The organism is Actinoplanes sp. NPDC051343, assembly GCF_044455125.1.
GTDB lineage: Bacteria > Actinomycetota > Actinomycetes > Mycobacteriales > Micromonosporaceae > Actinoplanes.
On record NZ_JBITEL010000006.1, the window covers coordinates 70,492 to 92,810 of the forward strand.

At 69.4% G+C, this 22,319-nt stretch carries 28 protein-coding genes and 2 pseudogenes; 18 read left to right on the forward strand and 12 right to left on the reverse strand.

Features of this window, described 5'->3' with window-relative positions:
- Positions 1 to 78 precede the first annotated feature (78 nt).
- Positions 79 to 312: pseudogene (locus tag ACIA5C_RS20460) on the forward strand (NifU family protein); the annotation flags it as partial.
- Between the two features lie 263 nt (positions 313 to 575).
- Here the strand turns inward: ACIA5C_RS20460 and ACIA5C_RS20465 are convergent.
- Positions 576 to 1,415, reverse strand: coding sequence for a M23 family metallopeptidase (locus ACIA5C_RS20465; RefSeq protein WP_364095603.1), 840 nt, complete (start codon positions 1,413 to 1,415; stop codon positions 576 to 578).
- On the opposite strand from ACIA5C_RS20465, the gene ACIA5C_RS20470 reads away from it, so the two are divergent.
- On the forward strand, positions 1,414 to 2,004 hold the full coding sequence (locus tag ACIA5C_RS20470) for an ArsR/SmtB family transcription factor (protein ID WP_396056813.1): 591 nt from the start codon (positions 1,414 to 1,416) through the stop codon (positions 2,002 to 2,004). The genes ACIA5C_RS20465 and ACIA5C_RS20470 overlap by 2 nt on opposite strands.
- 26 nt (positions 2,005 to 2,030) lie before the next feature.
- Here the strand turns inward: ACIA5C_RS20470 and ACIA5C_RS20475 are convergent, their stop codons facing one another.
- Positions 2,031 to 2,318: a hypothetical protein gene (locus ACIA5C_RS20475; protein WP_364095597.1), complete on the reverse strand. Its 288-nt coding sequence runs from the start codon at positions 2,316 to 2,318 to the stop codon at positions 2,031 to 2,033.
- Positions 2,319 to 2,962: 644 nt separating this feature from the next.
- On the opposite strand from ACIA5C_RS20475, the gene ACIA5C_RS20480 reads away from it, so the two are divergent.
- From ACIA5C_RS20480 to ACIA5C_RS20500, 5 genes are all read left to right on the forward strand, one after another.
- Positions 2,963 to 3,283 (forward strand): STAS domain-containing protein, encoded by a 321-nt coding sequence (locus tag ACIA5C_RS20480; RefSeq protein WP_364095595.1) that lies wholly within the window; start codon positions 2,963 to 2,965, stop codon positions 3,281 to 3,283.
- Positions 3,280 to 3,666, forward strand: a complete 387-nt coding sequence (locus ACIA5C_RS20485; protein ID WP_396056816.1) for an STAS domain-containing protein — start codon at positions 3,280 to 3,282, stop codon at positions 3,664 to 3,666. Before ACIA5C_RS20480 ends, ACIA5C_RS20485 begins: the two co-directional genes overlap by 4 nt.
- A gap of 4 nt (positions 3,667 to 3,670) precedes the next feature.
- Entirely contained in the window at positions 3,671 to 3,973 is a 303-nt protein-coding gene (locus tag ACIA5C_RS20490) for a hypothetical protein (RefSeq protein WP_364095589.1), read from the forward strand.
- 228 nt (positions 3,974 to 4,201) lie between these two features.
- Positions 4,202 to 5,806, forward strand: coding sequence for a chloride channel protein (locus ACIA5C_RS20495; protein ID WP_396056818.1), 1,605 nt, complete (start codon positions 4,202 to 4,204; stop codon positions 5,804 to 5,806).
- Between the two features lie 337 nt (positions 5,807 to 6,143).
- Positions 6,144 to 6,641: a MarR family winged helix-turn-helix transcriptional regulator gene (locus tag ACIA5C_RS20500; RefSeq protein ID WP_396056820.1), complete on the forward strand. Its 498-nt coding sequence runs from the start codon at positions 6,144 to 6,146 to the stop codon at positions 6,639 to 6,641.
- Between the two features lie 36 nt (positions 6,642 to 6,677).
- Here the strand turns inward: ACIA5C_RS20500 and ACIA5C_RS20505 are convergent, their stop codons facing one another.
- On the reverse strand, positions 6,678 to 6,941 hold the full coding sequence (locus tag ACIA5C_RS20505; protein ID WP_364095579.1) for a hypothetical protein: 264 nt from the start codon (positions 6,939 to 6,941) through the stop codon (positions 6,678 to 6,680).
- A gap of 620 nt (positions 6,942 to 7,561) precedes the next feature.
- On the opposite strand from ACIA5C_RS20505, the gene ACIA5C_RS20510 reads away from it, so the two are divergent.
- Positions 7,562 to 7,945: a hypothetical protein gene (locus ACIA5C_RS20510; RefSeq protein WP_364095576.1), complete on the forward strand. Its 384-nt coding sequence runs from the start codon at positions 7,562 to 7,564 to the stop codon at positions 7,943 to 7,945.
- Between the two features lie 235 nt (positions 7,946 to 8,180).
- Here ACIA5C_RS20510 and gnd read toward each other — a convergent pair whose 3' ends face one another.
- From gnd to ACIA5C_RS20525, 3 genes are all read right to left on the reverse strand, one after another.
- Positions 8,181 to 9,200, reverse strand: a complete 1,020-nt coding sequence (gene gnd / locus ACIA5C_RS20515) for a phosphogluconate dehydrogenase (NAD(+)-dependent, decarboxylating) (RefSeq protein WP_396056823.1) — start codon at positions 9,198 to 9,200, stop codon at positions 8,181 to 8,183.
- Positions 9,201 to 9,305: 105 nt separating this feature from the next.
- Complete coding sequence (locus ACIA5C_RS20520; protein ID WP_364095572.1) at positions 9,306 to 10,523, reverse strand: helix-turn-helix domain-containing protein; 1,218 nt, start codon at positions 10,521 to 10,523, stop codon at positions 9,306 to 9,308.
- Between the two features lie 457 nt (positions 10,524 to 10,980).
- Positions 10,981 to 11,181: a hypothetical protein gene (locus tag ACIA5C_RS20525; protein WP_364095569.1), complete on the reverse strand. Its 201-nt coding sequence runs from the start codon at positions 11,179 to 11,181 to the stop codon at positions 10,981 to 10,983.
- A gap of 280 nt (positions 11,182 to 11,461) precedes the next feature.
- Here ACIA5C_RS20525 and ACIA5C_RS20530 point away from each other — a divergent pair, with 280 nt between their 5' ends.
- The 5 genes and pseudogenes from ACIA5C_RS20530 (at position 11,462) to ACIA5C_RS20550 (ending at position 13,338) form a co-directional block, all read left to right on the forward strand.
- A complete protein-coding gene (locus ACIA5C_RS20530) occupies positions 11,462 to 11,800 on the forward strand; it encodes an STAS domain-containing protein (RefSeq protein ID WP_364095566.1) in 339 nt (112 codons plus the stop codon).
- Between the two features lie 31 nt (positions 11,801 to 11,831).
- The gene (locus ACIA5C_RS20535) at positions 11,832 to 12,110 is read left to right on the forward strand and encodes a hypothetical protein (RefSeq protein ID WP_364095564.1); all 279 of its coding nucleotides are present in this window, start codon (positions 11,832 to 11,834) and stop codon (positions 12,108 to 12,110) included.
- Positions 12,111 to 12,325: 215 nt separating this feature from the next.
- Positions 12,326 to 12,649 (forward strand): annotated as a pseudogene (locus tag ACIA5C_RS20540) (ATP-binding cassette domain-containing protein); the annotation flags it as partial.
- A gap of 35 nt (positions 12,650 to 12,684) precedes the next feature.
- The gene (locus tag ACIA5C_RS20545) at positions 12,685 to 12,960 is read left to right on the forward strand and encodes a hypothetical protein (RefSeq protein ID WP_364095752.1); all 276 of its coding nucleotides are present in this window, start codon (positions 12,685 to 12,687) and stop codon (positions 12,958 to 12,960) included.
- Positions 12,961 to 13,035: 75 nt separating this feature from the next.
- On the forward strand, positions 13,036 to 13,338 hold the full coding sequence (locus ACIA5C_RS20550) for a hypothetical protein (protein WP_396056826.1): 303 nt from the start codon (positions 13,036 to 13,038) through the stop codon (positions 13,336 to 13,338).
- Positions 13,339 to 13,489: 151 nt separating this feature from the next.
- Here the strand turns inward: ACIA5C_RS20550 and ACIA5C_RS20555 are convergent, their stop codons facing one another.
- The 4 genes from ACIA5C_RS20555 to ACIA5C_RS20570 form a co-directional block, all read right to left on the reverse strand.
- Positions 13,490 to 13,723, reverse strand: coding sequence for an STAS domain-containing protein (locus tag ACIA5C_RS20555; RefSeq protein WP_396056828.1), 234 nt, complete (start codon positions 13,721 to 13,723; stop codon positions 13,490 to 13,492).
- The gene (locus ACIA5C_RS20560) at positions 13,720 to 14,043 is read right to left on the reverse strand and encodes an STAS domain-containing protein (protein ID WP_396056830.1); all 324 of its coding nucleotides are present in this window, start codon (positions 14,041 to 14,043) and stop codon (positions 13,720 to 13,722) included. Before ACIA5C_RS20560 ends, ACIA5C_RS20555 begins: the two co-directional genes overlap by 4 nt.
- A gap of 247 nt (positions 14,044 to 14,290) precedes the next feature.
- Positions 14,291 to 15,604 carry a Na+/H+ antiporter NhaA gene (gene nhaA / locus ACIA5C_RS20565; RefSeq protein WP_396057674.1) on the reverse strand — a complete coding sequence of 438 codons (1,314 nt, stop codon included), beginning with the start codon at positions 15,602 to 15,604 and terminating at the stop codon, positions 14,291 to 14,293.
- A 134-nt stretch (positions 15,605 to 15,738) separates the two neighbouring features.
- Positions 15,739 to 17,211 carry a serine/threonine-protein kinase gene (locus ACIA5C_RS20570; protein ID WP_396056832.1) on the reverse strand — a complete coding sequence of 491 codons (1,473 nt, stop codon included), beginning with the start codon at positions 17,209 to 17,211 and terminating at the stop codon, positions 15,739 to 15,741.
- Between the two features lie 274 nt (positions 17,212 to 17,485).
- Between ACIA5C_RS20570 and ACIA5C_RS20575 the strand changes: the two genes are divergently transcribed.
- The 3 genes from ACIA5C_RS20575 (at position 17,486) to ACIA5C_RS20585 (ending at position 19,755) form a co-directional block, all read left to right on the forward strand.
- A complete protein-coding gene (locus ACIA5C_RS20575) occupies positions 17,486 to 18,019 on the forward strand; it encodes a BON domain-containing protein (RefSeq protein ID WP_396056834.1) in 534 nt (177 codons plus the stop codon).
- 107 nt (positions 18,020 to 18,126) lie between these two features.
- A complete protein-coding gene (locus tag ACIA5C_RS20580; RefSeq protein WP_396056836.1) occupies positions 18,127 to 19,191 on the forward strand; it encodes a permease in 1,065 nt (354 codons plus the stop codon).
- Between the two features lie 129 nt (positions 19,192 to 19,320).
- A complete protein-coding gene (locus ACIA5C_RS20585; RefSeq protein ID WP_364095543.1) occupies positions 19,321 to 19,755 on the forward strand; it encodes a hypothetical protein in 435 nt (144 codons plus the stop codon).
- Positions 19,756 to 20,104: 349 nt separating this feature from the next.
- Here the strand turns inward: ACIA5C_RS20585 and ACIA5C_RS20590 are convergent, their stop codons facing one another.
- Positions 20,105 to 20,296 carry a hypothetical protein gene (locus ACIA5C_RS20590; RefSeq protein ID WP_396056838.1) on the reverse strand — a complete coding sequence of 64 codons (192 nt, stop codon included), beginning with the start codon at positions 20,294 to 20,296 and terminating at the stop codon, positions 20,105 to 20,107.
- Positions 20,297 to 20,425: 129 nt separating this feature from the next.
- Positions 20,426 to 20,836, reverse strand: coding sequence for a hypothetical protein (locus ACIA5C_RS20595; RefSeq protein WP_396056840.1), 411 nt, complete (start codon positions 20,834 to 20,836; stop codon positions 20,426 to 20,428).
- A 78-nt stretch (positions 20,837 to 20,914) separates the two neighbouring features.
- On the opposite strand from ACIA5C_RS20595, the gene ACIA5C_RS20600 reads away from it, so the two are divergent.
- A complete protein-coding gene (locus ACIA5C_RS20600; protein ID WP_396056842.1) occupies positions 20,915 to 21,499 on the forward strand; it encodes a hypothetical protein in 585 nt (194 codons plus the stop codon).
- Positions 21,500 to 21,609: 110 nt separating this feature from the next.
- Complete coding sequence (locus tag ACIA5C_RS20605; protein WP_396056844.1) at positions 21,610 to 22,305, forward strand: hypothetical protein; 696 nt, start codon at positions 21,610 to 21,612, stop codon at positions 22,303 to 22,305.
- Positions 22,306 to 22,319 lie beyond the last annotated feature (14 nt).

A 22,319-nucleotide genomic window follows, 5' to 3' on the forward strand; every position in this document is an offset into this window, starting at 1 on the left:
GACGATGAGCCCGGAGACGGCCCCGCGGTGGAAACCACACTCAGGCCGCGCCGCGATTGGGCCCACGAGGGCGCGCGAGTGCGTACGGCCCTGCGCGCCGCCCTGGCCGACCGGGGCGGCTGGTCCCCGGTCTCTGGCTCGAACTGCGCCGCTGCAGAGGCCGCTGCAGCGGCCGCGGACGAGTCGCTGCGCTCGGCCGTCCGGGATCTGCTCGGCGGCGGCCTCGGCCGGTTCGCCGCTTCGCACGGCGGCGACATCCAGTTGGTCGACGTCCGCGAGGGCGTCGTGACCGTACGCCTCGAGGGCGCCTGCCACGGCTGCCCGCCGGCCGTCATACCCGGGGTCGCCGGTTCTCCGACCAGCGGTGAAGTGATCGAGGCGTCGGCCGCCGGGCACGGCTACAACGTGGGTTCGCTCAATGCGCCGATGGCCGGTGCCGATGACGGCGTCGAACGTCAGGACCTCATCGTGGTGGAGGTCCGGACCTTACTTTCTCTGTGTGAGCGGGTGGACACGGCATGCACACCGGTGTCCGCAAGACCGAGGGGAGATCGAGCTGTGGATTCCGTTGGGACTCAGGGTCGTGCCTGCTGTCGGATGCCGGGGGTGGCCGCCGTCCGTCCGGCAGCGTCCACGGCCAGGAACTCGCCGGTGTGCGGAGCAGGCTGTGCGGTCCCGTCGCGGTCGGTGAACCGGAATGGTAGCCCGGCGGCGAAGGTGGGTCGTGACCGGTCCATGACCTGGAAGTGCAAGTGTGGCTCGCTGGAGTTGCCGGAATTGCCGCAGCGGGCGATCTGCTGGCCGGCGGTGACGAACTCGCCGGCCCGTATCGTGGCGGAATGTCGTTGCAGGTGGGCGTACAACAGGTACCGGTTCGCGCCCATGTCGATCACGATGTGGTTGCCGACCACCCGGCCGGCTCCTAGAACCTCCCGGACCATGCCCTCAACCAGCAGGTAGATCAGGCCCGGCACCGAGTTGCGACTCCAATGGTCGCGCTGGCCCTGCCGCACCCGTACAACCCGGCCTCCAGAGGCGGAGTAGACGGGCTGCCCGAACCCGGCGAAGTCGCTCGCCGGCCTGGCGAGCGGGCGCCACCCAAGCCGGGGAGGCGGGCTGCCGGGTGGCTGAAACACCAGGTCGACGGCGTACGTCTGACCGTATGCGTGGACGCCGTGGCTGGGGACCCGGGTGGTGGGACTGTTGACTGCCCGCCACCTCCCGCGCACCGGCGGGTCCATCGGCACCGGCGCAGCGCGTACCCGGCCCACCCACGCGTACAACGCGAAGGCGCCACCCAGCGCGACACAGGCCAGCCACCAGGGCGGGCGAAGACCTGACCAGGGTTGGGTCAGGAGGACGAGCAGGACCGACAGCAACAACGGCACCCGGATACGGGCTGCTAGGTGGGCCATGATTTACACCTCCGATACGCTGGACTTCGTAAGTACGCATTTCCAAAGTAACGGAGGTTTGCCCGTGAACCAACCGGGAGACGACGAGCTGATCGCCCGGCTGACGCAGATCGAAGAGCGTCTCGCGGCGCTGGAGACCCGTGCCGCCGCTCCGATCGCCGGTCACGCTCCGATCGCGGACGATGAGGACACCTACTGGGCCTTGCGGCGGCTGCGCGAGCTGGCTCCCGAGGCAGGAGCGGTGTTGTTCACCGGGACCGTTGAGGTTTCCGATGGTGAGCGCTACGAATGGCAGCAGACGTTGCCGGTCGAGGGGATCGTCGAGTCCGACTGGACACTCGGGACGCCGGTCCTGGCGGCGCTCGCTCATCCGGCCCGGTTGCAGATCGTCCGCGCCGTCATGCGCGGCCGCCGGTCCGCCGCCGAGCTGCAAACCATCGACGGCATCGAGAGCACGGGCCAGCTCTACCACCATGTCCGGCAATTGGTCGCAGCCGGCTGGCTGCGGACAGCAGCTCGCGCAAGGTACGCGGTGCCACCCGAACGGGTCGTGCCACTACTGGTGGTCATGGCTTGTGTCCAGCATTGAGTGCTGGCGCAGCAGACCGCCGAATCTCAGTGCGAGGCCCGGTGCAAAACGAACTGCGTGCGGCCCGTGCCGTTGCGCCTGGCGTCGAAGGTCTTGCCGTGGATCCGCTCGGCGACTTCCGCGGCGACGTAGAGGAAAGCACCGTCGCCGGCGTCGTACTTGAGATCCCCGACCATGGGTTCCGACGCCAGGAAGACGCTCAGTCGCTGATGATCCGGGGCGTACTGGACGCGCACGCCGCCCTCCGGCGGAACGCCGGGAACTCGGAGCATGGTGTGAATGGCTTCCGAAGCGGCGTTGGAGATGGTTAGCATATTGACCTCCCTGACTTGTCTGAGCCAGCTTGGAACTCGTTCTCCGAACCTTGCTCGGTGATATGGAGATTTTCCAACCGCGCTATGAACGTTCGATGACAGCAGCCGACAACCTTGCGGGTGCCGAAAACGCCATCCGAGCTGGTCGCTGCTTGCGCGCGTACGTGAACTGCATCGCGTCGGCGTAGACGCTCAGTTGCTGCTCGTAGCGCCTGGCTTGGGCGGTATTCCGCGCGGCGAATCGGCCCTGCAGGACCGGGGAGAAAACCCGACGGTGGTGGTGGCGAAAAGTCCCGCGATCGAGACAACGACGGTGGCGTTCACGGCGCTGCAGCCTAAGCAGTGGACCGGGGGATCGGCGCGGCGCGGTCCGCTCTACCTCTCCTCACCAGCGCCGGTTAGGCGGCCGGAGAGCCCGGGGTCACTGTCGTCGAACACGCTGGGAGATGTTCGCCCGGCTCTCACTCTCGAATGTCGATGCGGTGGGCATGAACCCAGCCTGGATCCGGCCCGGTGTCGCGGCCAATGCGACAACCCGTACGGATCGGTCTGTCATGCAACTGTCACGTCGCCGGAGAACTGTCGCGACATGATCCCGCAAAGGTGTATTCGCACGGCAGGACCGGTCCGGGGAGGAGATGCCGATGGTGGACGGCTCGAACGACGACGTCGTGATCGTCATCGGATCGTTTGAAGGGTCCGCGGTCGACGCATGGGGACGGGCGATAGCCGAGGCGGTGGCATTGCAGTCACCGCGCCTCGTGATCGATCTGCGGCACTGCCCGGTCGTGGACGCCGCCGGGATCGCGGTCCTCCTGCAGGCCCATCGGGCCATGATGCACGCCGGGGGACGCATGGTGCTGCGGACGCCCACCGATCGGGTGCGTCGCACGCTGCGCCTGGCCGGACTCGTCCAGGTATTCGAGATCGAACAATCGGACGGCGTCGGGACGGAGACGGCATGATCGAGCTGAGCATCTTTGATGACGGCGTTGTCGTCCGGGTGGACGGCGATATCGAGGCATCGCCGGTATCACGTCTGCGTGACGTGTTGTCCTGGGCCGCGGATCATCACAGCGGCGTCCTCGTCGATCTTGCGGATGTGTCCACCATAAGTCCGGCCGCCCTCGGTGTGCTGATCCGGGCCCATACCCGGTCGCGATCTCGGGGCGGCGTGTTGTGCCTGGTGGCGCCATCGCGTTATGTGCTGACCGTATTGCACACCATGCACGTCGACGGAGTGTTCCCGACATTCGCGGACCAGGCGGTGGCCTTCTCCTGGTTGCGTCATGGTGACCTCAATTCGACGCCGGGCTTGGAGCAGGTCTTGGCCTCGACGACGAGCTGACGACGTGCGTCTTTCCGGACCGCCGCCCGACGGTGACGACGATCTCGTCGACGACTGGGATGACCCCGACGAACAACTGGTCGACCGAACGGCCCAAACACTGCTTGGCGATCCTCGTCTCTCCGGGCGGCTCCTGCATGTCATGGTGCACAACATGCGCGAATCCGCGCTGAGGGAGATGAAGGTCAACGAGGTCAGTGGCCGGCCGTCCGAAGAGGGAACGGCATCGCCGTCGGCCGACAGCGAGGAGGAAGTCGTCGACACCATCTCTGAAGCGTGCCGATCGATCGATCCCCTTAATCGGTAGGTCCTTGCGGCACTCAGCCGAGGCGAACGCCCTCCCTTCTCGGCCGCCGTCTCGCGACGTGGGCGGCCGGGGGAGGACGCGGACCGCCGAAAAGGCGAGTGGAATGATGTACATGTGCACCAAAAAATTTGGAAGTGGCTCCATGGCAGTACAGCCGGCCTACAGGCGCTCGCGGTGGTGGTCGGCCTGGGATCGGGACTGGGCGCGGCGGCGTTTCGCTGGCTGATCATGACTGCGACCCGGCTGTTCACCGGCCACGACGACTATTCGGCGGCGGCCGGCGCAGCGAACCCCCACCTGCCGGGGCTCGGCCGCTGGTTCGTGCTGTTCACGCCAGTGGTGGCCGGGTTCGTCTACGGGCCGCTGGTCTACCGCTTCGCGCGTGAGGCGCGGGGGCATGGCGTACCGGAGGTGATGTATGCCGTCGCGGAACGCGGCGGCCGGATCCGCCCGCAAGTTGCCGTGGTCAAGGCGCTGGCCAGTGCGTTGTGCATCGGCGGCGGAGGCTCGGTGGGCCGCGAGGGCCCGATCGTGCAGATCGGCTCGGCTCTCGGCTCGAGCCTCGGCCAGCTGGTGCGTTTGCCCGAGTCGCGGCTGCGGATCTTGGTGGCCTGCGGCGCGGCCGGTGGGATCGCGGCGACGTTCAACACGCCGATCGCCGGGGTGTTCTTCGCATTGGAGCTGATCCTGGCCGATTTCGCGGTCGAGTCGTTCGCCGCGGTGGTGCTGGCCGCGGTCGCGGCGTCGGCGCTGAGCCGAGCGGTCTTCGGCGATCACCCGTTTCTGACGCTACCGACCTTCACGATCGGGTCGATGGGCGAGTACGTGGCGTACGCCGTTCTCGGTCTGCTGGCCGCCGGTGTCGGAGTCGGCTGGTCGCGCGCCCTCTACTTCATCGAGGATCTCTGCGACCGGCTCTGGCGCGGACCGGAGTGGCTGCGGCCCGCGGCCGGTGGCCTGTTGCTCGGCGGAATCCTGCTGGCTCTGCCCCAGATGTACGGCGTCGGGTACCCCGTGCTGGGCCGGGCCGTCGGCGGCGGCTACGCGATCGGGTTCGTCCTGCTGCTGCTGGTCGGCAAAATCTTCGCGACCAGCCTCACGATCGGCATCGGCGGTTCGGGCGGCGTGTTCGCCCCCTCGCTGTTCGTGGGCGCGATGCTGGGTGAGGCGTTCGGCCTTCTGCTGCACTCCGCGGACCCTGCGCTGGCGCCGTCGCCGGGAGCGTTCGCGCTGATCGGTATGGGTGCCGTCTTCGCCGGGGCGGCCCGAACCCCGATCACCGCCGTGCTCATCATGTTCGAGCTGACCGGCGAGTACCGGATCATCCTGCCGCTGATGCTGGCGATCGCCCTCGCCGCCGGCGTGTCCAAGCTGATCAGCCGGGACACCATCTACACCCGGAAGCTGCTGCGTCGCGGTATCGATCTGCAGGCTCCCGACCGGGCTCTGGCCCGGATCCCGGTGGCCGCCGCGGCCGGCCCGCTCCCGGCGCCGTTGAGGCCTGGCGCCACGCTGACCGATCTGGCCGCCCGGTTCGCCATGGACGGCAGTACCGCGTTGCCCGTGGTGGACGACACCGGTCGCCTGCTCGGCGTGGTGCCGGCGCTGGAGGTCGAACGGGCGGTCCAGGACGCCGCCGAAGAAGTGACCGCCGCCGACCTGGCCCACGTCGTGCCGGTCCTCACCGGCGACGAATCGCTGGAGGACGCGCTCGCCGAGCTGACCCGTCACGGCGGCGCCGGGCTCCCGGTCGGGTCCGGTGGTGTCGCGTCCGGATGGCTGACCCACCGTGACCTGTTACGCGCGGCGGTCGGAGGCAGGCAGCGGATATAGACGGACTGCCGCTCTCGGAGGTCGGACGCGGAGACCACGACCTGCTGGCCGATCGGGTGCAGCCGAAGCGGCGGCGTCGACGCGTCGACGCGCGGAACGCACCGTGAGTTCAGCGGCTTTCACGAATCTCTGGCTCGCCTCCGCTGCCGGCGTCTCGGCTTGGTCGTCGCGGCGCAGGCGCTGCTGTTTTGTCGGTCGGATCTCTGTCGACCGGACTTCCCGGCGCACCTGCGGTCGAGCCTACACACGCGTGGCGTTAGGTGCATGATTGAACCTATATGTCGCCGCTGGCGGCCCACGGGATCAGCCCGTACGACGGACGTGCCACAGTAGGCCGGTGACATCAGAGACGACGTTGTCGGCGGGCGAGGACGAGGTGGTCGGAGCGCTGTTGGCGCTCAGCCGTGCTTTCGTGGGTGTTGCGGCCCGCTCGCTCGGTGGTCTGGACGAGGACGTGACGCTGCCGCAGTTCCGTACCCTGGTCGTGCTGGTCTCGCGCGGCCCGCAACGCGTGGTCGATCTGGCCCAGGAGCTGACCGTCACGTCCTCGACGGCGGTGCGCATGTGTAATCGCCTGTTTCGTAAGGGCTTGGTCGCGCGTCAGGAACGCCCGGACGATCGGCGCGCCGCCTGGATCACTCTGACACCGGCTGGCCGGGCGCTGGTCGGTGAGGTGATGCGTCGCCGGCGTGAGGCTCTGTCGGAGGTGATCGCCGAGTTGGCTCTTACCCGTCCGCTGGCGTTCGCCTCGGTCCTCAACGCCTTGGTCGAGGCGGTTGGTGAGTTGCCGGATCCGCAGTGGTGGCAGCAGTGGGAGACCTCTTCCTCTTCGTGAACATGTGCACGGCTGTACCGCAAGGGGCTGCGAGGATCACCGAGGCTTGCGCTTCGGGATGCCATCGGCGGTTTCCGCGACGATGACACCGATGGCCCCGAAGAACAGCGGGGCGAGCAGTGCGGCGGGCATCGAGGACGGCGTCCCCAGGAGGTCGGATGCGGCCGTGCCCAGCACTGCAGCGGCGATGCCGACGATCGTCGTCAACCACCAGGCAAGCCTTGTTCGTGCCGGGCGAACGGCCCGTGCGACCAATCCGACAAGCAGGCCGACGGCGGCCGCCAGCAAGAGATTCGTCATTGTCGGCGCGCTTCCCTCATTCGTAGAATGCTATGCGTCGCCGGCAAGATCTCGCCGTGCCGGTCACTCCGACGGCGACGTTTCGATATCCCGGTTCGGCGGGCGAGGACGCGGTCGAACCCGGGGGTGGACTGTCGCCATGCCGCCCGTGCGCTTTCGCCTCGGGGTAGCGACGATCGAGTGAGATGTGGTCAGTGAGCATCGCTGACCATGGTCGGTCGTGAATGCCGCGGACCATCGGCAGTCCCGTGACGGTTGAACAACATCTGCATATGTCAACCTCCAGCGCGGCCACCGAGCCTGCGTGCAGCTTGTTTCGAGCGGTGTCATCCCGTCGTCATGTGAGCTGCTTCCCCTGTCCGCCGACACGCCGTGGGCGCCGGACTGCTGCACGGGTAGCGCCGGCCTGCTGGCGGGCTCGGTCGGTTGCGCTTCCACGTCGGGTTGGCGGCGTGCCCACACATGCCGAACCGGCGCTCGTGCAGGCATGTCAGTGCTCGTGGTCGCCGGAACCACCTGTCGCATTCGGACCTCGACGTCAGGGGAGCGACCGCGAGCGATGCCGACGGCATCGCAACCCTGTTCGACGACGTGTACGGCGGCGGCTATCCGGCTGTTGAATGCGCGACGCGTACGGATTCCTCTACCCGATCGTCGGCGAGGTTCACTCGGCCACCCGCAGCCCGGTGATCCGCCGGCTGGTCGACCAGGCCAACGTCTCCGTCCTGGGTTACATGCAGGTCCTCGAGAACACCGGACTGGTGCAGTACCAGAAGCTGGCAGCAGCGGCGATCCCGCCAGCGCAGGATCTCCGCGATGGGCATGGCCCAGGCCAACGCCGGCATCTCACCGCCGGCCTCACCAGCATTGCTGTGGCTGCTCGCGATCGGGGCATCGGCGATCGCGGCGTTCACCGCCGTCCGTATCCGGCGCGCCCGGCGGTCGGCGGCCGACCCGCGCAACGTGGGCCGCCGGGCGTAGGCGTATGCCGGTCGCAGGGGTGAGGATCGCCCCACAGGTCCGGTCGTACCTGGAGGGAGGGGGTAAAACCGGCCCGTCACGCAGCTGTCAAATCGCTGCCGAGCCGTCGCCGCGTCGCCCGGTAAAGGCTGCAGCCGACTCACCGTATCGGCGACCGGCGACGACATCCGGCGACCGGTCCCGCGCGGTCCGCGTGGTGACGGTGCCCTCGGGCGGGTGTACCGCCGTTTGGACCTCAACGGCGCCGCTGCGGCCGAATCACCCGGCCGGCTTCTCGGCGTGGCCGCCGAATTGCTGCCGCATGGCCGACAGCGTCTGGCTGGCGAAGTGGTCGAGGCCGCGCGAACTGAACCGCGAGGTGAGCGCGGTCAGCAGGACCGGTGCGGGCACGCCTTCCTCGATTGCGGCGATCGCGGTCCAGCGGCCCTCCCCGGAGTCGGACACGCGCCCGGAGTACTCGTGCAGATCCGGTGACTCCAGCAGAGCAGCGGCGGTGAGATCAAGCAGCCAGGAGGAGATGACGCTGCCGCGGCGCCACACCTCGGCTACAGCGGGGATGTCGAGGTTGTAGCGGTAGTACTCGGGCTGGGCCAGCGGTGCGGTCTCGGCGTCGGCCTGTTGCTCGGTGTTGCCGATACCGGCGTTGCGCAGGATGTTGAGACCCTCGGCGTAGGCGGCCATCATGCCGTATTCGATGCCGTTGTGGACCATCTTGACGAAATGCCCCGCGCCGGCCGGGCCGCAGTGCAGGTAGCCGTACTCGGCCTGGGCCGGCTCCGACCCCTGGCCGGGAGTGCGCGGTGCGGCGTCGACACCGGGAGCGATCGCCTGGAACAGCGGTGACAGCCGCTGCACGGTGGGAGCGTCCCCGCCGATCATGAGACAGTAGCCCCGCTCACGTCCCCAGACACCGCCGCTCGTACCGGCGTCGAGGTAGTGGATTCCTTTCTCGGAGAGCGCGGCGGCGCGGGCGATGTCGTCGCGGTAGTAGGAGTTGCCACCGTCGATGACCGTGTCGCCCCGCTCGAGTCGTGCCGCCAGGGCGGTGACGACGGCCTCGGTGGGCGCGCCCGCGGGCACCATGATCCATACGGCTCGTGGCTGTTCGAGCTTGTCTACCAGGTCGTCGAGCGACTTGCAGCCGACCGCGCCTTCACGGGCGAGTTCCTCGACGGCGGTGGAGTCGGTGTCGAAGACGACACACTGGTGGCCGGCGGCCATCAGACGGCGTACGAGGTTGGCGCCCATGCGCCCGAGCCCCACCATTGCCAGTTGCATTGTCGTGTCCCCTCGATCGCGTGGTCGTGAGATCAGGCTTACCCAGTACGGCCGGGGCAAACGCCGATGGCCGGATCACCGCCTGGCGACGCGCTACGACGTTGCTCACCTCACCACACTGCCGTGCTTTTCCTCTGAGCACGCTGGACCGTCCCAGGCCAGGGCCAGAGTGAGTCGGCTGCGGGCGGCCGGGTCGTCGAGTGCCGGCCCGAACGCGTCGTGCAGCTGGGTCATGCGGTAGCGGACGGTCTGCGGGTGGATGTGCAGTTCGGCGGCGACCGCCTGCCGGTCGCCCATGTGCCGCAGCCAGGCGCCGAGCGTCTCGCCGAGACGTTCCCGCTGGGTCGGGCCGAGCACGGCGAGCGGTGCGAGGGCCTGTTCGCGCAACGCCTGCAGCAGCGTGGCGTCGCGGTGCACGATCAGCGCGTCGAGGTGGTCCTCGACGAACACCACGTCGTCGGTCAGGATGCCGGACGCCCGCAGCCGCGCGGACAGCTCGGCGAACTGCACGCTCACCGGCAGCTGCTCGACCGGCACCGGATGGCCGACGACCGCGGCCGTGCCGGCCAGCAGGGTCGTCAGCCGCTGCCGGCGCCCGGGGCGCACCGGGTCGGGGACGATCGCGCCGAGCAGCGTGCGCCGCCGGATCAGCAGGCAGGAGCGGTCGAGCCGGTTGAGCACGTCGTGGCCCATCGGATTGTGGACTGAGAGCAGGATGACCGCCGCCTCGCGGGGGACGGTCCAGCCGGCGCGGGCGGCGGCGGCGCGTACGGCCACACTGTTGGACCGGTCGGAGAGCAGCAGCTCGACCAGTTCGTCGCGCAGCATTTCCCGCTCGGCCACGCTCTGCGACTGTTCCATGACATAGCCGTGGGCGGACGCCGAGGACAGCTGGTCGACGAACGCGAACACGCCCTCGGCCAACGCGGCCAGCGTCTGCGGCTCGACCTCGGCCTGCAGCGCGGCACCGGAGACGTATCGCCACGCGACCCGCGCGCCGACCTGATAGGCCGAGAGCAGCGTGGAGATCTCGCGGCCCTCGCGCCACTGCACGCGCCCGATCTCCTGGAACAGCTCCAGCCGATTGCCGACCGGGCCCTGCCGCGGACGGTTGACGCCGTGCTCGACCGTGTCGATGAGCCAGAGCATGAAGGCCTCGGCGGCGCCGGTGACCTCGGCCTGCTCCTCGGCCAGGAACTCGGCGTAGTCCGGCCACCCGGTGGTCAGCATGACCCGGACCTCGTCGAGCATGTCCGGCAGTCGTTCGAGCAGCAGCGCCAACATCGCCCGTTGCTGCGTCGAAGTCTCAACCTGCGAAGTCACTGCCGCCGCCTACCCGGCGACCTGCGCCCTATTCGCGCCGGGTCCCGTCTTTGCCCGCGTGTTGCCGGGGACCGTCGTGTCCGCGACTCCTCTGCGCGCGGGCCTTCCGCTTTCGAGGCGCGACCGGGCCTTCTGCGATCGGCCACCTGGCGTTTTGGCGGCCCTCAGTGCGGCTTTTCGGCGCCGAGATCGCATTGGAGTTCGCGAAGCCACGGGACGTCTATCCGTCGTAGGTGTGGTGGCCCGGAGTCCCGGGCGTGTACGGTCCGCCGCCGGCGGAGCCGATCCTTTCCCGCCTGCACGGTGCGGGAACGTCGGGATCGGCCGCGTCGGCGGGAGCGGGAACGCCGTCCGGGTTGTCCGGTGAGGAGGCAGGGGCCTCCTCACCGGACACCCCGCGGTCGCGTAGGTCAGGTTCTCGATCTTGATCCTGTTCCACGTGCGGCCTCCCCGCCGGTCAATGCCGAGCCGTCGTGCCACGTCGGCCGAGGAGCCAAGCCAACGCCACGGCGGCGACCGTCAGCAGGAAGGCCGGCTTGGCGGCTTTCGATGTCAGCTTGTTCAGTCCGGCCTTCGGATCGACGACCGTCCCGGCAGCCGAACTGGCGAGACCGGTCGCCTTGTTGCCGATGACGTCCAGGGCTTTCTGCTTGTTCATGACGAACCTCCTCTGATGCGCAAACCCCCGAATCGGCCGGTGGTCAGCGGCGCCTGCCTACCCGAAACCCCGGTCGTCAACCAATCTCCGGGTCCTGAGGCCAGGATTCACGGTGTGGGTCCGTCGTTGCGATTACAGGTCGCGTGATCGTGAACAAGAAAGATCGAACCTGTCACGCGAGTGCAGACGTGCTGATTGCTGATCGTCATAGACCCGGGGAACGGTCGGTGGTGTCGAGTCATGGCGCCGTCCAACGGCGCAGAGTGGAAGGGGACAGACGATGAGCCTGCTGATCAACACCCACCGGATTCCCGAACAAGCGATGACGATTGCCATCGAGCCGCAGGGGGCGATCGGGCCGGAGGACGCGTCTCTGCTGAGCGATCGGTTCATCATGGTGCTCGCCGCCACGGAGCCGGACCGCATCGTGGTTGATCTCAGCGCGGTGCCGGCGATCTCGGACGCGGGACTCGAGGCTCTGCAGTCCGGCTGCCGCAAGGCCACTGCCAATGACGCCACCGTGGTGGTCGTCGATGCCGCGCCGCAGGTGGAGCAGCAGCTTCGGCGCCACGGTCTCAACGGCTTGGTCGGTGGCGGCCACGCCTCGGATGGCCGGTGAACACTGCGGGGTAAAAGGAGGTACCCGGGCTATGAGCGAGCCGCTTGGCGGCGTGTGGCGCGACGAACGCTCGTTGCCGCTGTCGGAGCTTACCCGGGCGATGGCGAGTAACGCCCAGGATGGGCAGATCGATGATCTGACCGGCGAGGACGCCGGCGCTGAGCGCGAGTACGGACACGGCGCGCACGCCGAGGACCGCGCCATCGAGCAGGGGGAGGGGAGAGATCCCCGTCCGACATCCGAGGCAGGCAGTAGCCTGCGCCCGTCGCCGGACGGCACATCGCCCTTCGGCCGCTCAGGACCGAACTGAAGCCTCCAGCACCCGACCGGACGACGAGCGTCACGAGGAGGAAGTCGCCTGGCTCCTCGCCATCCTTGTTGTACGGGCGGGGACCGCCGCGGCTGGATGCTGCTGGCGGTCTCTGGCAGGCGATCTCCCTTGGATGATCTACTTCGACACGCCGCCCCCACGTGACGCTCAACAAGCGCTCGGAGCAACACCCCACATGGCGTCAGTCCAGGGGCATGGTTCCGGGCGCTCGTGACGGGCTGGCGTACGGTGAGGGCAGGTGTGCCGGGAAGCCTGGTCGGCAGTGGTATTCCGCTGTCTCTGCGGGAGGCTCTGATGGTCCTTGCCGTGCGCACCGAGGTTTGTCGAAGCGGTACGGGAGAGTGCTCGCCCTCGATCACCTCGACCTGGCTGTGCGGCCGGGTGAAGTGTTCGGACTGTTGGGCCCGAACGGAGCGGGCAAGTCCACCACGATTCGGTTGTTGCTCGGCCTGGCCCGGCCGACGGCCGGCCGGGCGTGGATCTTCGAGACCGGCGCCGGTGACGTCTCGGCGTCTCATCTGTTGCTGGCCTACGTGCCGGCCGAGGTGGCGTTGTGGCCGCGGCTGAACGGTGCCGAGATCCCGGACTGCGGCGACTGCATCACAGCGAGGTGCGGGTGTCGTTCGCCGGTGTGGCACCGGATCTGTCCGGCGTCCCCGGCGTTGACGGGGTCGACGTCCTCGGCCCGGACCGGGTGCGGTTCCGGCTGTCTGGACCGCCGGGGCCGGCGTTGAGCGTATTGGCGGCAGCGGATGTCCACACGGTCGCGATCCGGGAGCCGAGTCTCGAGGAGATCTTCCTCGGCTACTACGGGCAGGCCGTGCGATGACCGGCCCGGCAGGCCGTGCGGTCAGGGGCCCGGGGGAGGCTGTCGCTCGGGGCGGCATTGGCCGGGGCGCTGAATGTGTTGCCGGTCGTGGCGTTGTGCCTCGGGACCTCCGTGCTCGCGCTGGGTTTCGCCCCGCGAGCCGTACCGGTGCTCGGCGCATTACCGGCGGTCGGCGGCTTCCTGCTACTGGTCCTCGGACAAATCGTCTCGGCTCCGCACTGGGTGCTGAACCTGTCGCCGTACCGTCACCTTGGGGCCGTCCCCGACGCCGCCCCGGACTGGCCCGGGACGGTGGGCATGCTGACCGCCGCCGCGGTGCTTCTGCTCTCGGGACTGTTCGGCTACCGGCGCCGAGACCTCGACGAAAGCAGCCGATGAGGCGGAACGGCCGCGGCATGCGATGCCGCGGCCGGCCGGCGACTTTTCTCGCGGGGGACGAGCGCAGCCGTGCACGGCCGCGGCATCTGAAGCCCATGCTTCCCGGTCGATTGAACCGGATGGCCGCGAATCTATGACAGTCGCACGACAGTCAGCCGGGACCGAGCCTGGCCGACGTCCCTTGCGCCGGCCACCGATCTCGCTCACGGAGCCACGCGAGGGCCGACGAGCGGTCGGCGAAGGTCGGGAAGGCCTGGTCGAGCTGTACGGTCCGCAGCATGGTGACGACGAAGGGCGGGGGTTCGACCAGGCACAGCACGCCGTCACGACTGCGGGCACGCCGGCGAGCACGGAGCAGCACGGCAAGGCCGACCGGATCGATCATGAACGATTCCTTTCCGTCGTCTCGGCACCTTCCACCTCGAACACTTCCTCGACTCGAGCGACCCGCAGCATCCGGCGGACCCGGTCGACCGGGCGGCGCAGGACGAGGCGGCCGCCGGCCTGCACCATCGCCCGGTGCGCCTGGAGGAGAATCGCGATGGCGGCCGCGTCTACGGTCGGGGTGTCGCCCAGGTCGATGATCAGCCGCCGGGGCTGCAGCGCCACCGCCTCGGTCATCACCACGCCCCATCGATCCACCTCGGGGCCCTCGAGCGCCCCGCTGATCACGACGACCGTCTCCGACCTCGCCTCGTCCGGCACCGGAATCCTCCTCCTCTGGGGCCAGCCGTTTCCGCCTAATACGGTCTCGGCACTGTGTGGCGGCTGTTCCGCGGCCGTACGACGGTTCCGTGACAGACGACGGAGGCAGGGTTTCATTCGCGTATGCCGGACCGCCGACGGGGGCGTCCCCGCCGCGGCCAGGTCGGTGGTTTCCGCGGAAGTGCGCCGTGGATCGGAGGATCTTCGCAGGGATTCGTCGTTCGTACGTGATCGATAGCGCCCGGGACTACATCTGGTAGACGTCGGGGACGTTGTCGCGATCACGGTCGACCCGCTCGGCCGCACACAAACGTCGATAGGCGCGGTTGCGTACTCGGAGGACTGCCGCCGCCAGGGCGGCCGCCGCCAGCGAACCCGCGAGTACCGCGATCTTGACGTGACCGTCGCGTTCACTGCCGAGACCGAAGGCAAGTTCGCCGATGAGCAGAGACACTGTGAACCCGATGCCGCCGAGCAGCGCCAGGCCCACCACGTCGATCCAGGCCAGCCCGGAGTCGAGTTGGCCGCGCGTGAACCGCGCCGTGAGCCAGGTCGCTGCCACGATCCCCACCGGCTTCCCGACGACCAGGCCCGCCATGATGCCGACCACGACCGGGTCGGTCAACGCGGAGCCGAGTCCGTCGAAACCGCCGATCGTGACCCCCGCCGACAGGAATGCGAAGATCGGCACCGCCACCCCCGCCGAGAGCGGCCGGAACCGGTGCTCGAGATGCTCAGCCAAGCCCGGTCCCTGCGCATCGGGGCCGCGCAGCACCGGAACGGCGAAGCCCAGGAGAACACCCGCCACGGTGGCGTGCACCCCGGAGGCGTGCATCAGCGCCCACGTGGCGAACGCCAACGGCATCAGCAGCCACCAGTTGCGCACCTGTCGCTGGACCAACAGCGTGAACACCCCGAGCGGCGCCAACGACGCCAGCAGCGGCCACACCGACAGATGGGCGGTGTAGAACACCGCGATGATCAGAATCGCCAGCAGATCGTCGACGACAGCCAAGGTGAGCAGGAACGTTCGCAGCGCGGTCGGCAGGCTGCGGCCGACCACCGCGAGCACGGCCAGTGCGAATGCGATGTCCGTGGCGGTCGGCACCGCCCAGCCCTCGGTCGCCTCACCCGAGTTGACGACTACATAGAGGATCGCCGGCACGGCCACCCCGCCGATCGCGGCCGCGACCGGAACGGCGGCGCGACGTGGATCCCGCAGATCACCGGCGACGAACTCGCGCTTGAGTTCGAGCCCCGCGACGAAGAAGAAGATAGCCAGCAGGCCGTCGGCCGCCCACTTCGCCAGGGAGAGGTGGAGGTGAAGCGCCCCGGGGCCGACGGTGAACCCGAGCAGCGCTTCGTAGTGCTGCGACCACGGCGAATTGGCCCAGATGAGCGCGACCAGAGCCCCGGCGAGGAGCAGCGCTCCACCTATGGTCTCCTCGCGCAACACTTCAGCAATTCGTCGCGCTTCTGGCCAAGACCCCCGGTCGAAGATTCGATAGATCCGTTTAGGTCTCTGTGTCACAAGGGGCGTCTCTTCCGGGAGTCGGGTCATCATGTTGCCGACCAGACTTCCCGGCGCACCGTTGCCCACTCTACCGGCTGCTGCAGCTGTCAGCGATGTGGTGCCGCTGCGTGCGGGCTGTCGGCCATCGCACCGGAGCTCTCGCGGAGAGCCGGCGTCGCTGCTCAGCGGAGTCGGCGAGCCTCATGAGGGCGGCCGGCCTTCGGCGTGGGCTTGCCGATCGCCGCCGAGGACTGCGGATCCGCCGGCGAGGCGGACGTGGTCGACGGTGCCGCCGTGGTCGTCGCCGAGCTGCTGGGTGCGGGACCGGGCGTACTGGTGCTCGGTGCTGGAGTCGTCGGCTCGGTCGACGGTTCGTGCGACGGTGGTGACGGCGAGTCGCTGCTGATGCCGCCGTCGTGAGTGGTGGCGGACGCGACTCCGGAGGTTTGCGGAGGCGGTGGCGTCGCCGGCGTGGCCGACTGGTGGACCGGTTGGTGGAAGGGGCGGTTCGTCCGGTCGGACTCGTGTGCTGCTCGAAGAGTCAAGTCTCTGTGCGGCTCGGACGACGGAGTTGTGCCGGGCGAGGCGGATGACCGTTGGCCGTGGAGGTTGTGCCCGCACGGATGACTTCCGGCACCGCCCAGCTCCGGCATCGGGCGGCAAGACGGTTGGGGTGTCACGACCGCGTTGTTCGGCTGTTCCGCTCCGGCGGAGTCGTTCGGGCCGAAGGCTTCGACGAGTCCCGCGGCGGCGATGACGATGAGGCCGGCCGTGACCAGACCGGCAGGCCGGGCGAATCGGTGCCGCCGCGGCGCGGACCAATCCGCAGTCGGCCGGGTCCGGTACGGCTCGGTGTCGCCGAGCGGTGGGGTCAGCGTACGCAGGTCGGCCGCGACGTTCGCTGCGCTGGGCCGTTCGTTCGGATCCGGGAGGAGGCACCGGCGAACCAGTTCCCGCAGGGGCACCGGCGAGTCGGGAGCCAGCTGATGAAGGACGTCCGGGGCGACCGGTTGACCCTCGGGCCGGTGAAGTCGCTGCCCGGTCAAGCAGTGCACGATCAGCAGCCCGAGCGCATAGACGTCGGCGGCGGGTGTGGCGACCCGGTCCCGGATGCTTTCCGGTGGCAGGCAGCCGGGGGTGCCCCAGACATGGCCGCTGGTGTCGGCGAGGTCGTCGCCGACTTCCGTCGCCACACCGAAGTCGACGACCTTCACGCCGGCGCTGCCTTCCAGGATGTTCCCCGCTTTGACGTCGCGGTGGACCAGGCCGTGCGCGTGCGCGGCGGCTAGGGCGTCGGCCACCGAGGCGCACAGAGCCGCGGTACGCGGCCACGACATCGGACCATCGGCGAGCAGCGCCGCTACGCTGGCGCCGTCCACGAACTCGAGCACCAGGTAGGGCAGGGGGTTGCCGTCCGGGTCCTGCTCCTCGCCGTAGTCGTAGACCCGGGCGATGTGTGGATGGCTCAGCCTTCCGGCCGCTATCGCCTCGGCGAGGATGCGCCGTCGCACCCAGCCGTTGCCCGGCAGATGCGGATGCAGCACTTTGACCGCGACGGTGCGTTTCAGGATCATGTCGTCGGCACGCCACACCACGGCCATGCCGCCGCGGCCCACGGGGTACCGCAGCCGATAGCGTCCACTGAGTGTCTTCACGCCGATTCTCCGGTCGTCGGTGCTCGTCTCTTTGCCCCCAAGCCTCACTCGGCGGCGATACCCCGTTGACCGCCGGGAAAATCGACCCGGAAGCGGGTGGCGCGCGATGTCACGAAGTCTTCACGAGACCGCGTCCGGCTCGTTGTGATTCCCGGGCGGCTGTCATGGAATCGTCAAAGGACTGCGGGGCGTTCGCCACGGTCCCCGTCCACCATTGCCTCGGAGTCGGCGTCCGTTGACGGCGGGCGCCTGCCCTCGGGGAGGAGGGACGGCCGTGCAGCCGTTGCCAGACGATGATTTCTCTACGCGACATGACGGCTGGCCATGCAATCTGGAGGACCGCGATGCCCGCTTGGTGCTGGCGGCGGTGCTCGACCTGACCGACGACGCGCGGACCAGACACGAACCGGTTCGGGTGAGTGCGCAGAACGACGTCGTGATCCTGCTGGGAACCGTGGCGTCGTGGGAGGCCCGGGACGCAGCGGCCGCAGTGGCGCGGGGCACGCCCGGCGCTCGAGATCTCTGCAACGCCCTTCGGGTGGCCGAGGATGCGGGCGACCGGGCGGATGTCGACGAGTTCGACCGCCTGGTCGCCACGATGGACCGCCCGCTCGCCGAGGATGAGATGCCGGCACGGCCGCTGCGCCGCCGTCGAGACCGCTGGACCGTCCCGGTGACGGCGTCCGCATGGGGTGCTCTGCCGTTGGCCATCGGCGCCGGCCACCTTCCCGCTCTGCCAATCTTGCTGGTCGTGCTGGCAGTGACTTTCACAGTATTCTCAATCAAGGCCCGCAGCTTGCTCCGCTGAGCTCCGCCGCCGACGGGACCGCACGCCGGTCCGGTGCCCAGCACCAGCCGTTCTCGTCCGGACCGCGACCCACGTTTACCTCGCAGCGGGCGGGGTACCGGCGCGCGATGGCCGAGTCTCTTCCGGAAGTCACGACGTCCCGCCGAGCCCGCACCGCGGGTCTGCTCAGCGCTACGGTCATCGCAGTGGTGGTCCTGCTGTGGGCCAAATGGCTTCCGTACGCCGGCAAGCTGCCGGGACTGGCCGGGAAGCACCTCTGGCCCGGCTCGAGCGTCCTGACCGCCGGTGATGTCCACCCGGGCGCCGCGCCGTCCTGGGCCGCGGCGGTCAGTTTCGCTTCGGCATATCTGAATGCCGTGTTGCGGGCCCTGGTGGCGGCCCTGCTGATCGCGGCCGCGTTGCAGACCCTCGTACCGCGGCAGTGGCTGCTGCGGCTTCTGAACCGGCGCGGCCGCTTGTCCTCCGCCGTCGCGGGCGGCTTGGCCGGCACGCCGTCGATGATGTGTACCTGCTGCACGGCGCCGGTCGTGGTGAGCTTGAAGCGCAATGGGGTGTCGACTGCGGCCGCGGTCGCCTACTGGCTGGGTAATCCGCTGCTGAACCCTGCCGTGATCGTATTCCTGCTGCTGGTCGCTCCGTGGCAGTGGACGGCGGTGCGGCTGGTCGTCGGAGCGCTGATCGTGGTGGCCGGGGCGGTCGTGGTGGCGTGGCTCGCCGACGGCCGGCCGGATTCCGTGCCCGCGACACCGGTGGCCCACGAAGGTCCACCGCCGTCTCTTCGCCGCTATCTCGCCGCGCTGCTCCGCCTGGCATTGACGCTCGTACCGGAGTATGTCGTTGTCGTCCTGCTCATCGGCGCGTTCCGCGGATGGCTGTTCCCGTTCGACGGCCGCTTCGGCCCGGTCGCGGTGACCGTGATCGTCGCCGCCGTCGCCGGCACCGCGCTGGTCATCCCGACCGCGGGCGAGATTCCGATCCTGCAGGGTCTCGCGGTGGCCGGCCTGGCCACCGGCGCGGTGGGCGCGTTGCTGGTCACGCTGCCCGCGGTGAGCATCCCGGGGATGGTGCTGGTCTGGCGCACCCTGGGCCGCCGGGCCACGGTGGCGACCGCGGCCGTCGTCATGGCGGGCGGCCTGGTGGCGGCGGCCGCGCTGACTCTGCTCGCCCGGTAGCGATCGTGAAGCGGGCGTCACGACATCGACACAGGACCGTGTGGTTGCCGCTCTACCGTCGTGGCGGTTGTCCTGGCTACCGTCACGGCAGAACCTTCGGCCAACTTCGACCTCGGACGGGTGAGCTCGATGTCATCGCAACGACGGGCAGCCGTGCTGATCGCCACCGCGGTCCTGTCCTGTCTCCCGGCCGCAGCGGCCGGCTGCGCCTCCGCGAGCGCCCATGGTTCCCCTTCGCCGGCGACCTCCTCGGCCGGCCCGTCGGACACCGTGTCGCGCGCCGGCATCGGCGCGACGCTCACCGTCACCGCCACCGTCGAGCGGGTCATCACCGTGAACGCGTTCGTCGTCGGCGACGACGACCTTCCCGACCGGGGGCTTCTGGTGTTCGGGGTAGCCCGGCGGCCCCTGCGGCCCACCGATCTCGTAACCGTGCGGGGCACGGTCGAACAATTCCGCTTCAGCACGTTCGCCCCGCGTTTCGCGATGTCCGACGCCGGGCGTTACCAGCCGTTCGACGGTCACCGGGTGTTGATCGCCGAGGAAATCAGGTCGGACGCGTGATGGGTGTGCTCCGCAACGTGCTGATGCGACTCTGTCGAGTGTTGACAGTCCGGCCCGCGGAGGCCGCAGACAGTCCGGCGGTCACCGGACGGGACGTTGCACCGGCGGGACCGACTACCCGGCCGGGCCGTCGGTGTACCCCGCCGGTGCCGGTATGGCTGGGGTGGCGGGTGTTCTCGACCCGGCTGCCGCGTCATCCCCTCACCCCGGTGCGGCCTCGCCGAGCGGTCAGGGTCGGCGGCTGCCGGCCCCGACGGTAGCCTCCCGGAGAGCTTGCCCGGCGTGGCGTCCGCGCCGGCCATCCGCTGGGGCCCGACGCGGCGGTCGCCCCAGAAACGGTGGACGGTGCTCAGGCCTCGTCGAGATCACCGCGCTGCTGCAGGATGAACAGCAACGCCACCGCGGGAATGACGGCCAACAGCGCTGCCGCGGCAACGATCGTGAGCGCCCACAGGGTCGGTGCCGGAGCTGCGGCGGCCGCGATCGTCAGGTGCGTGCCGAGCAGGAACGGATATTGGGCGATGCCCCAACCGAGGACCACCGTTCCGGCCCGCGCCGACGGCCAACGCCTGCAGCAGGCGGGGCCCCGCCCGGCGCACCAGCGCCAGACAGAGGACGCCACATGCGGCCGAGACCACCATCAAAGGGACTCCGCGGGTGGCCGGATGCATCAGTTGGTGGCGCGTGCCTCCGTCCGGCACTGGTCGGCCAGCCGGTTCACGTCTTGTTGCGCGGTCTGAAGCCGGCCCAGTCCGTCGGCGAGCTGGGCGGCGTCGAGGTGCCGCAAGGCCTTGACCGTGTCGTCGACGGTGGACAGGGCGCGCCGGGCCCGTTCGAGTCCTTGCTCACAGCTCCGGGGAACGGTGATCGTCAGATCGCCCGGGGCGGTGGGCGAGGCGGTCGCCGTGGCGGACGGTGGACCCGTAGGCGCTGTGGCACCGTCCGTGCCTCCGCCTTTCGTGTTGAAAGCGCTGCCGCCCACCAACCCGACGCCGAAAGTCAGGGCGGGAACGATCCAGAACCACGGGCGCGGCCCGGAACTGCCGGTCGCCGTGGTCGGCCGGGAATCGGATGACGGCATGACGCACTCCTTCCGAACGGGTCCGATCGCCCTACCCGTCGGCGAGGTAGCGAAAGCGTATCGGGGTAGGCGGACCGCATGGCTGAACTGATTCGTCGCGCGGACGCGAGATGGCTGAACGTGGTCGACAGCGTCGTCCTGTTCTGGTTGGTGCTGTGGACAGCTGTCGGCTGCTGGGTGGGGTTCTCGTTGTGGCACCTGGCGGGCGTGGGGGACACCCTGGTGCAGTCGGGTCAGACTCTGGACACCGCGGGCCAGGCGCTGCAGCGGGTCGGCGACATTCCCCTGATCGGGCAGTGGCCCGACCGGCTCGGCGCGGAAGTGCGGGCCACCGCGGTGGAGATCATCGGCCGGGGGAGGGAGACCGCCCTCTACGGTCAGCGGCTGGCCGTACTGCTGGGCCTGACGGTCGGGCTGGTGGCGATCGTGCCGATCCTGGCGCCGTACCTGCCGGCGCGGATCACCCGGCGCCGGGAGGTCGCAGCGATCCGGCGCATGGCCGGCGATCCAAGTCGTCGCCCGCTGCTCGACTTCTACCTCGCCCATCGGGCGATGGGCTCCATGCCTCTGCATCGGCTGGAGCGGATGGCCGGTGATGCGGGCGCGCTCAGCGAGGAACGGCTGGCCGAGGCGGAACTCGGCCGCCTCGGCCTGAATCGATGAAGGTCGACGGTCGCCCTTCGTCATCAAATCGCCACGAAATCTCGGGAGTTCCGCCACACACGGCGGGCACGTGAGGCGAAAGATCCTACGTATTCGAGAGGACCAGAGCGATGAAAGGAACGACGAGCGTTCTGCTGACCGGTCTCCTGGTCGCCGCGGCAACGGCTGGTTGCGGTGCCGACACGACTTCCGGCGCGCCGCCGGCCTCCAGCACCGCGACAGCGGCCGGAAGCCCGCCACCTTCCAGCCCGGAGGCCTCCTCCGGTCCGACGGCGGCTCCCACCTCATCGGCGCCGCCGTGCGTGGCCGGTGCCTGGCGAAGCACGGGTGTCAGCGGCCGGCTCGGCGGTGCCGCGGGCCGGATAGCCGGAGGCACCGGGACGACCATGACCGTCGGCGCGGGCGGCACGACCGAGGTCGGCTTCACCGGCTCTCAACCGGTCTCCTTCTCGGCTCAAGCGGCAGGCCACACGATCCGGGGGCAGATCCAATACACCGGAAGTCTTCGAGCGGCAGTCCGCTTCCAACCCCGCGGCGCCGGTGCCGGGGCGTGGCAGCCGCAGGACGACGCCCGGCAGAACGATCTGCGGGCCACCGTGAAGCTGAGCGAACCTTTCTCGGTGACGCTGCTGGACAACGCCAGCATCGGCACGTTGACCGGCAAGCAGGTCCCCGGCACCGGGGACGCCCTGGACACCCTGCCGATCCTTCGCGGAGGCACGTACACCTGCTCCGGGAACACGCTGCGAGTGCGCACCGAACAGAACGGGCCCCAGCTCGACTGGACTTTCACCCGGGCTTCCTGAGCCCCCACCCGCCG

Excerpts from the sequence above, each read along its gene's own strand:
- ACIA5C_RS20555 (WP_396056828.1), bottom strand. The coding sequence starts at position 13,723 with ATGATCGATCCGGTCGGCCTTGCCGTGCTGCTCCGTGCTCGCCGGCGT.
- ACIA5C_RS20510 (WP_364095576.1), top strand. The coding sequence starts at position 7,562 with ATGCGCGACGCGTACGGATTCCTCTACCCGATCGTCGGCGAGGTTCAC.
- ACIA5C_RS20495 (WP_396056818.1), top strand. The coding sequence starts at position 4,202 with ATGACTGCGACCCGGCTGTTCACCGGCCACGACGACTATTCGGCGGCG.
- ACIA5C_RS20530 (WP_364095566.1), top strand. The coding sequence starts at position 11,462 with ATGAGCCTGCTGATCAACACCCACCGGATTCCCGAACAAGCGATGACG.
- nhaA (WP_396057674.1), bottom strand. The coding sequence starts at position 15,604 with ATGACCCGACTCCCGGAAGAGACGCCCCTTGTGACACAGAGACCTAAA.
- ACIA5C_RS20605 (WP_396056844.1), top strand. The coding sequence starts at position 21,610 with ATGAAAGGAACGACGAGCGTTCTGCTGACCGGTCTCCTGGTCGCCGCG.
- ACIA5C_RS20465 (WP_364095603.1), bottom strand. The coding sequence starts at position 1,415 with ATGGCCCACCTAGCAGCCCGTATCCGGGTGCCGTTGTTGCTGTCGGTC.
- ACIA5C_RS20480 (WP_364095595.1), top strand. The coding sequence starts at position 2,963 with ATGGTGGACGGCTCGAACGACGACGTCGTGATCGTCATCGGATCGTTT.
- ACIA5C_RS20600 (WP_396056842.1), top strand. The coding sequence starts at position 20,915 with ATGGCTGAACTGATTCGTCGCGCGGACGCGAGATGGCTGAACGTGGTC.
- ACIA5C_RS20485 (WP_396056816.1), top strand. The coding sequence starts at position 3,280 with ATGATCGAGCTGAGCATCTTTGATGACGGCGTTGTCGTCCGGGTGGAC.
- ACIA5C_RS20505 (WP_364095579.1), bottom strand. The coding sequence starts at position 6,941 with ATGACGAATCTCTTGCTGGCGGCCGCCGTCGGCCTGCTTGTCGGATTG.
- ACIA5C_RS20525 (WP_364095569.1), bottom strand. The coding sequence starts at position 11,181 with ATGAACAAGCAGAAAGCCCTGGACGTCATCGGCAACAAGGCGACCGGT.
- gnd (WP_396056823.1), bottom strand. The coding sequence starts at position 9,200 with ATGCAACTGGCAATGGTGGGGCTCGGGCGCATGGGCGCCAACCTCGTA.
- ACIA5C_RS20535 (WP_364095564.1), top strand. The coding sequence starts at position 11,832 with ATGAGCGAGCCGCTTGGCGGCGTGTGGCGCGACGAACGCTCGTTGCCG.
- ACIA5C_RS20470 (WP_396056813.1), top strand. The coding sequence starts at position 1,414 with ATGATTTACACCTCCGATACGCTGGACTTCGTAAGTACGCATTTCCAA.
- ACIA5C_RS20585 (WP_364095543.1), top strand. The coding sequence starts at position 19,321 with ATGTCATCGCAACGACGGGCAGCCGTGCTGATCGCCACCGCGGTCCTG.
- ACIA5C_RS20580 (WP_396056836.1), top strand. The coding sequence starts at position 18,127 with ATGGCCGAGTCTCTTCCGGAAGTCACGACGTCCCGCCGAGCCCGCACC.
- ACIA5C_RS20475 (WP_364095597.1), bottom strand. The coding sequence starts at position 2,318 with ATGCTAACCATCTCCAACGCCGCTTCGGAAGCCATTCACACCATGCTC.
- ACIA5C_RS20595 (WP_396056840.1), bottom strand. The coding sequence starts at position 20,836 with ATGCCGTCATCCGATTCCCGGCCGACCACGGCGACCGGCAGTTCCGGG.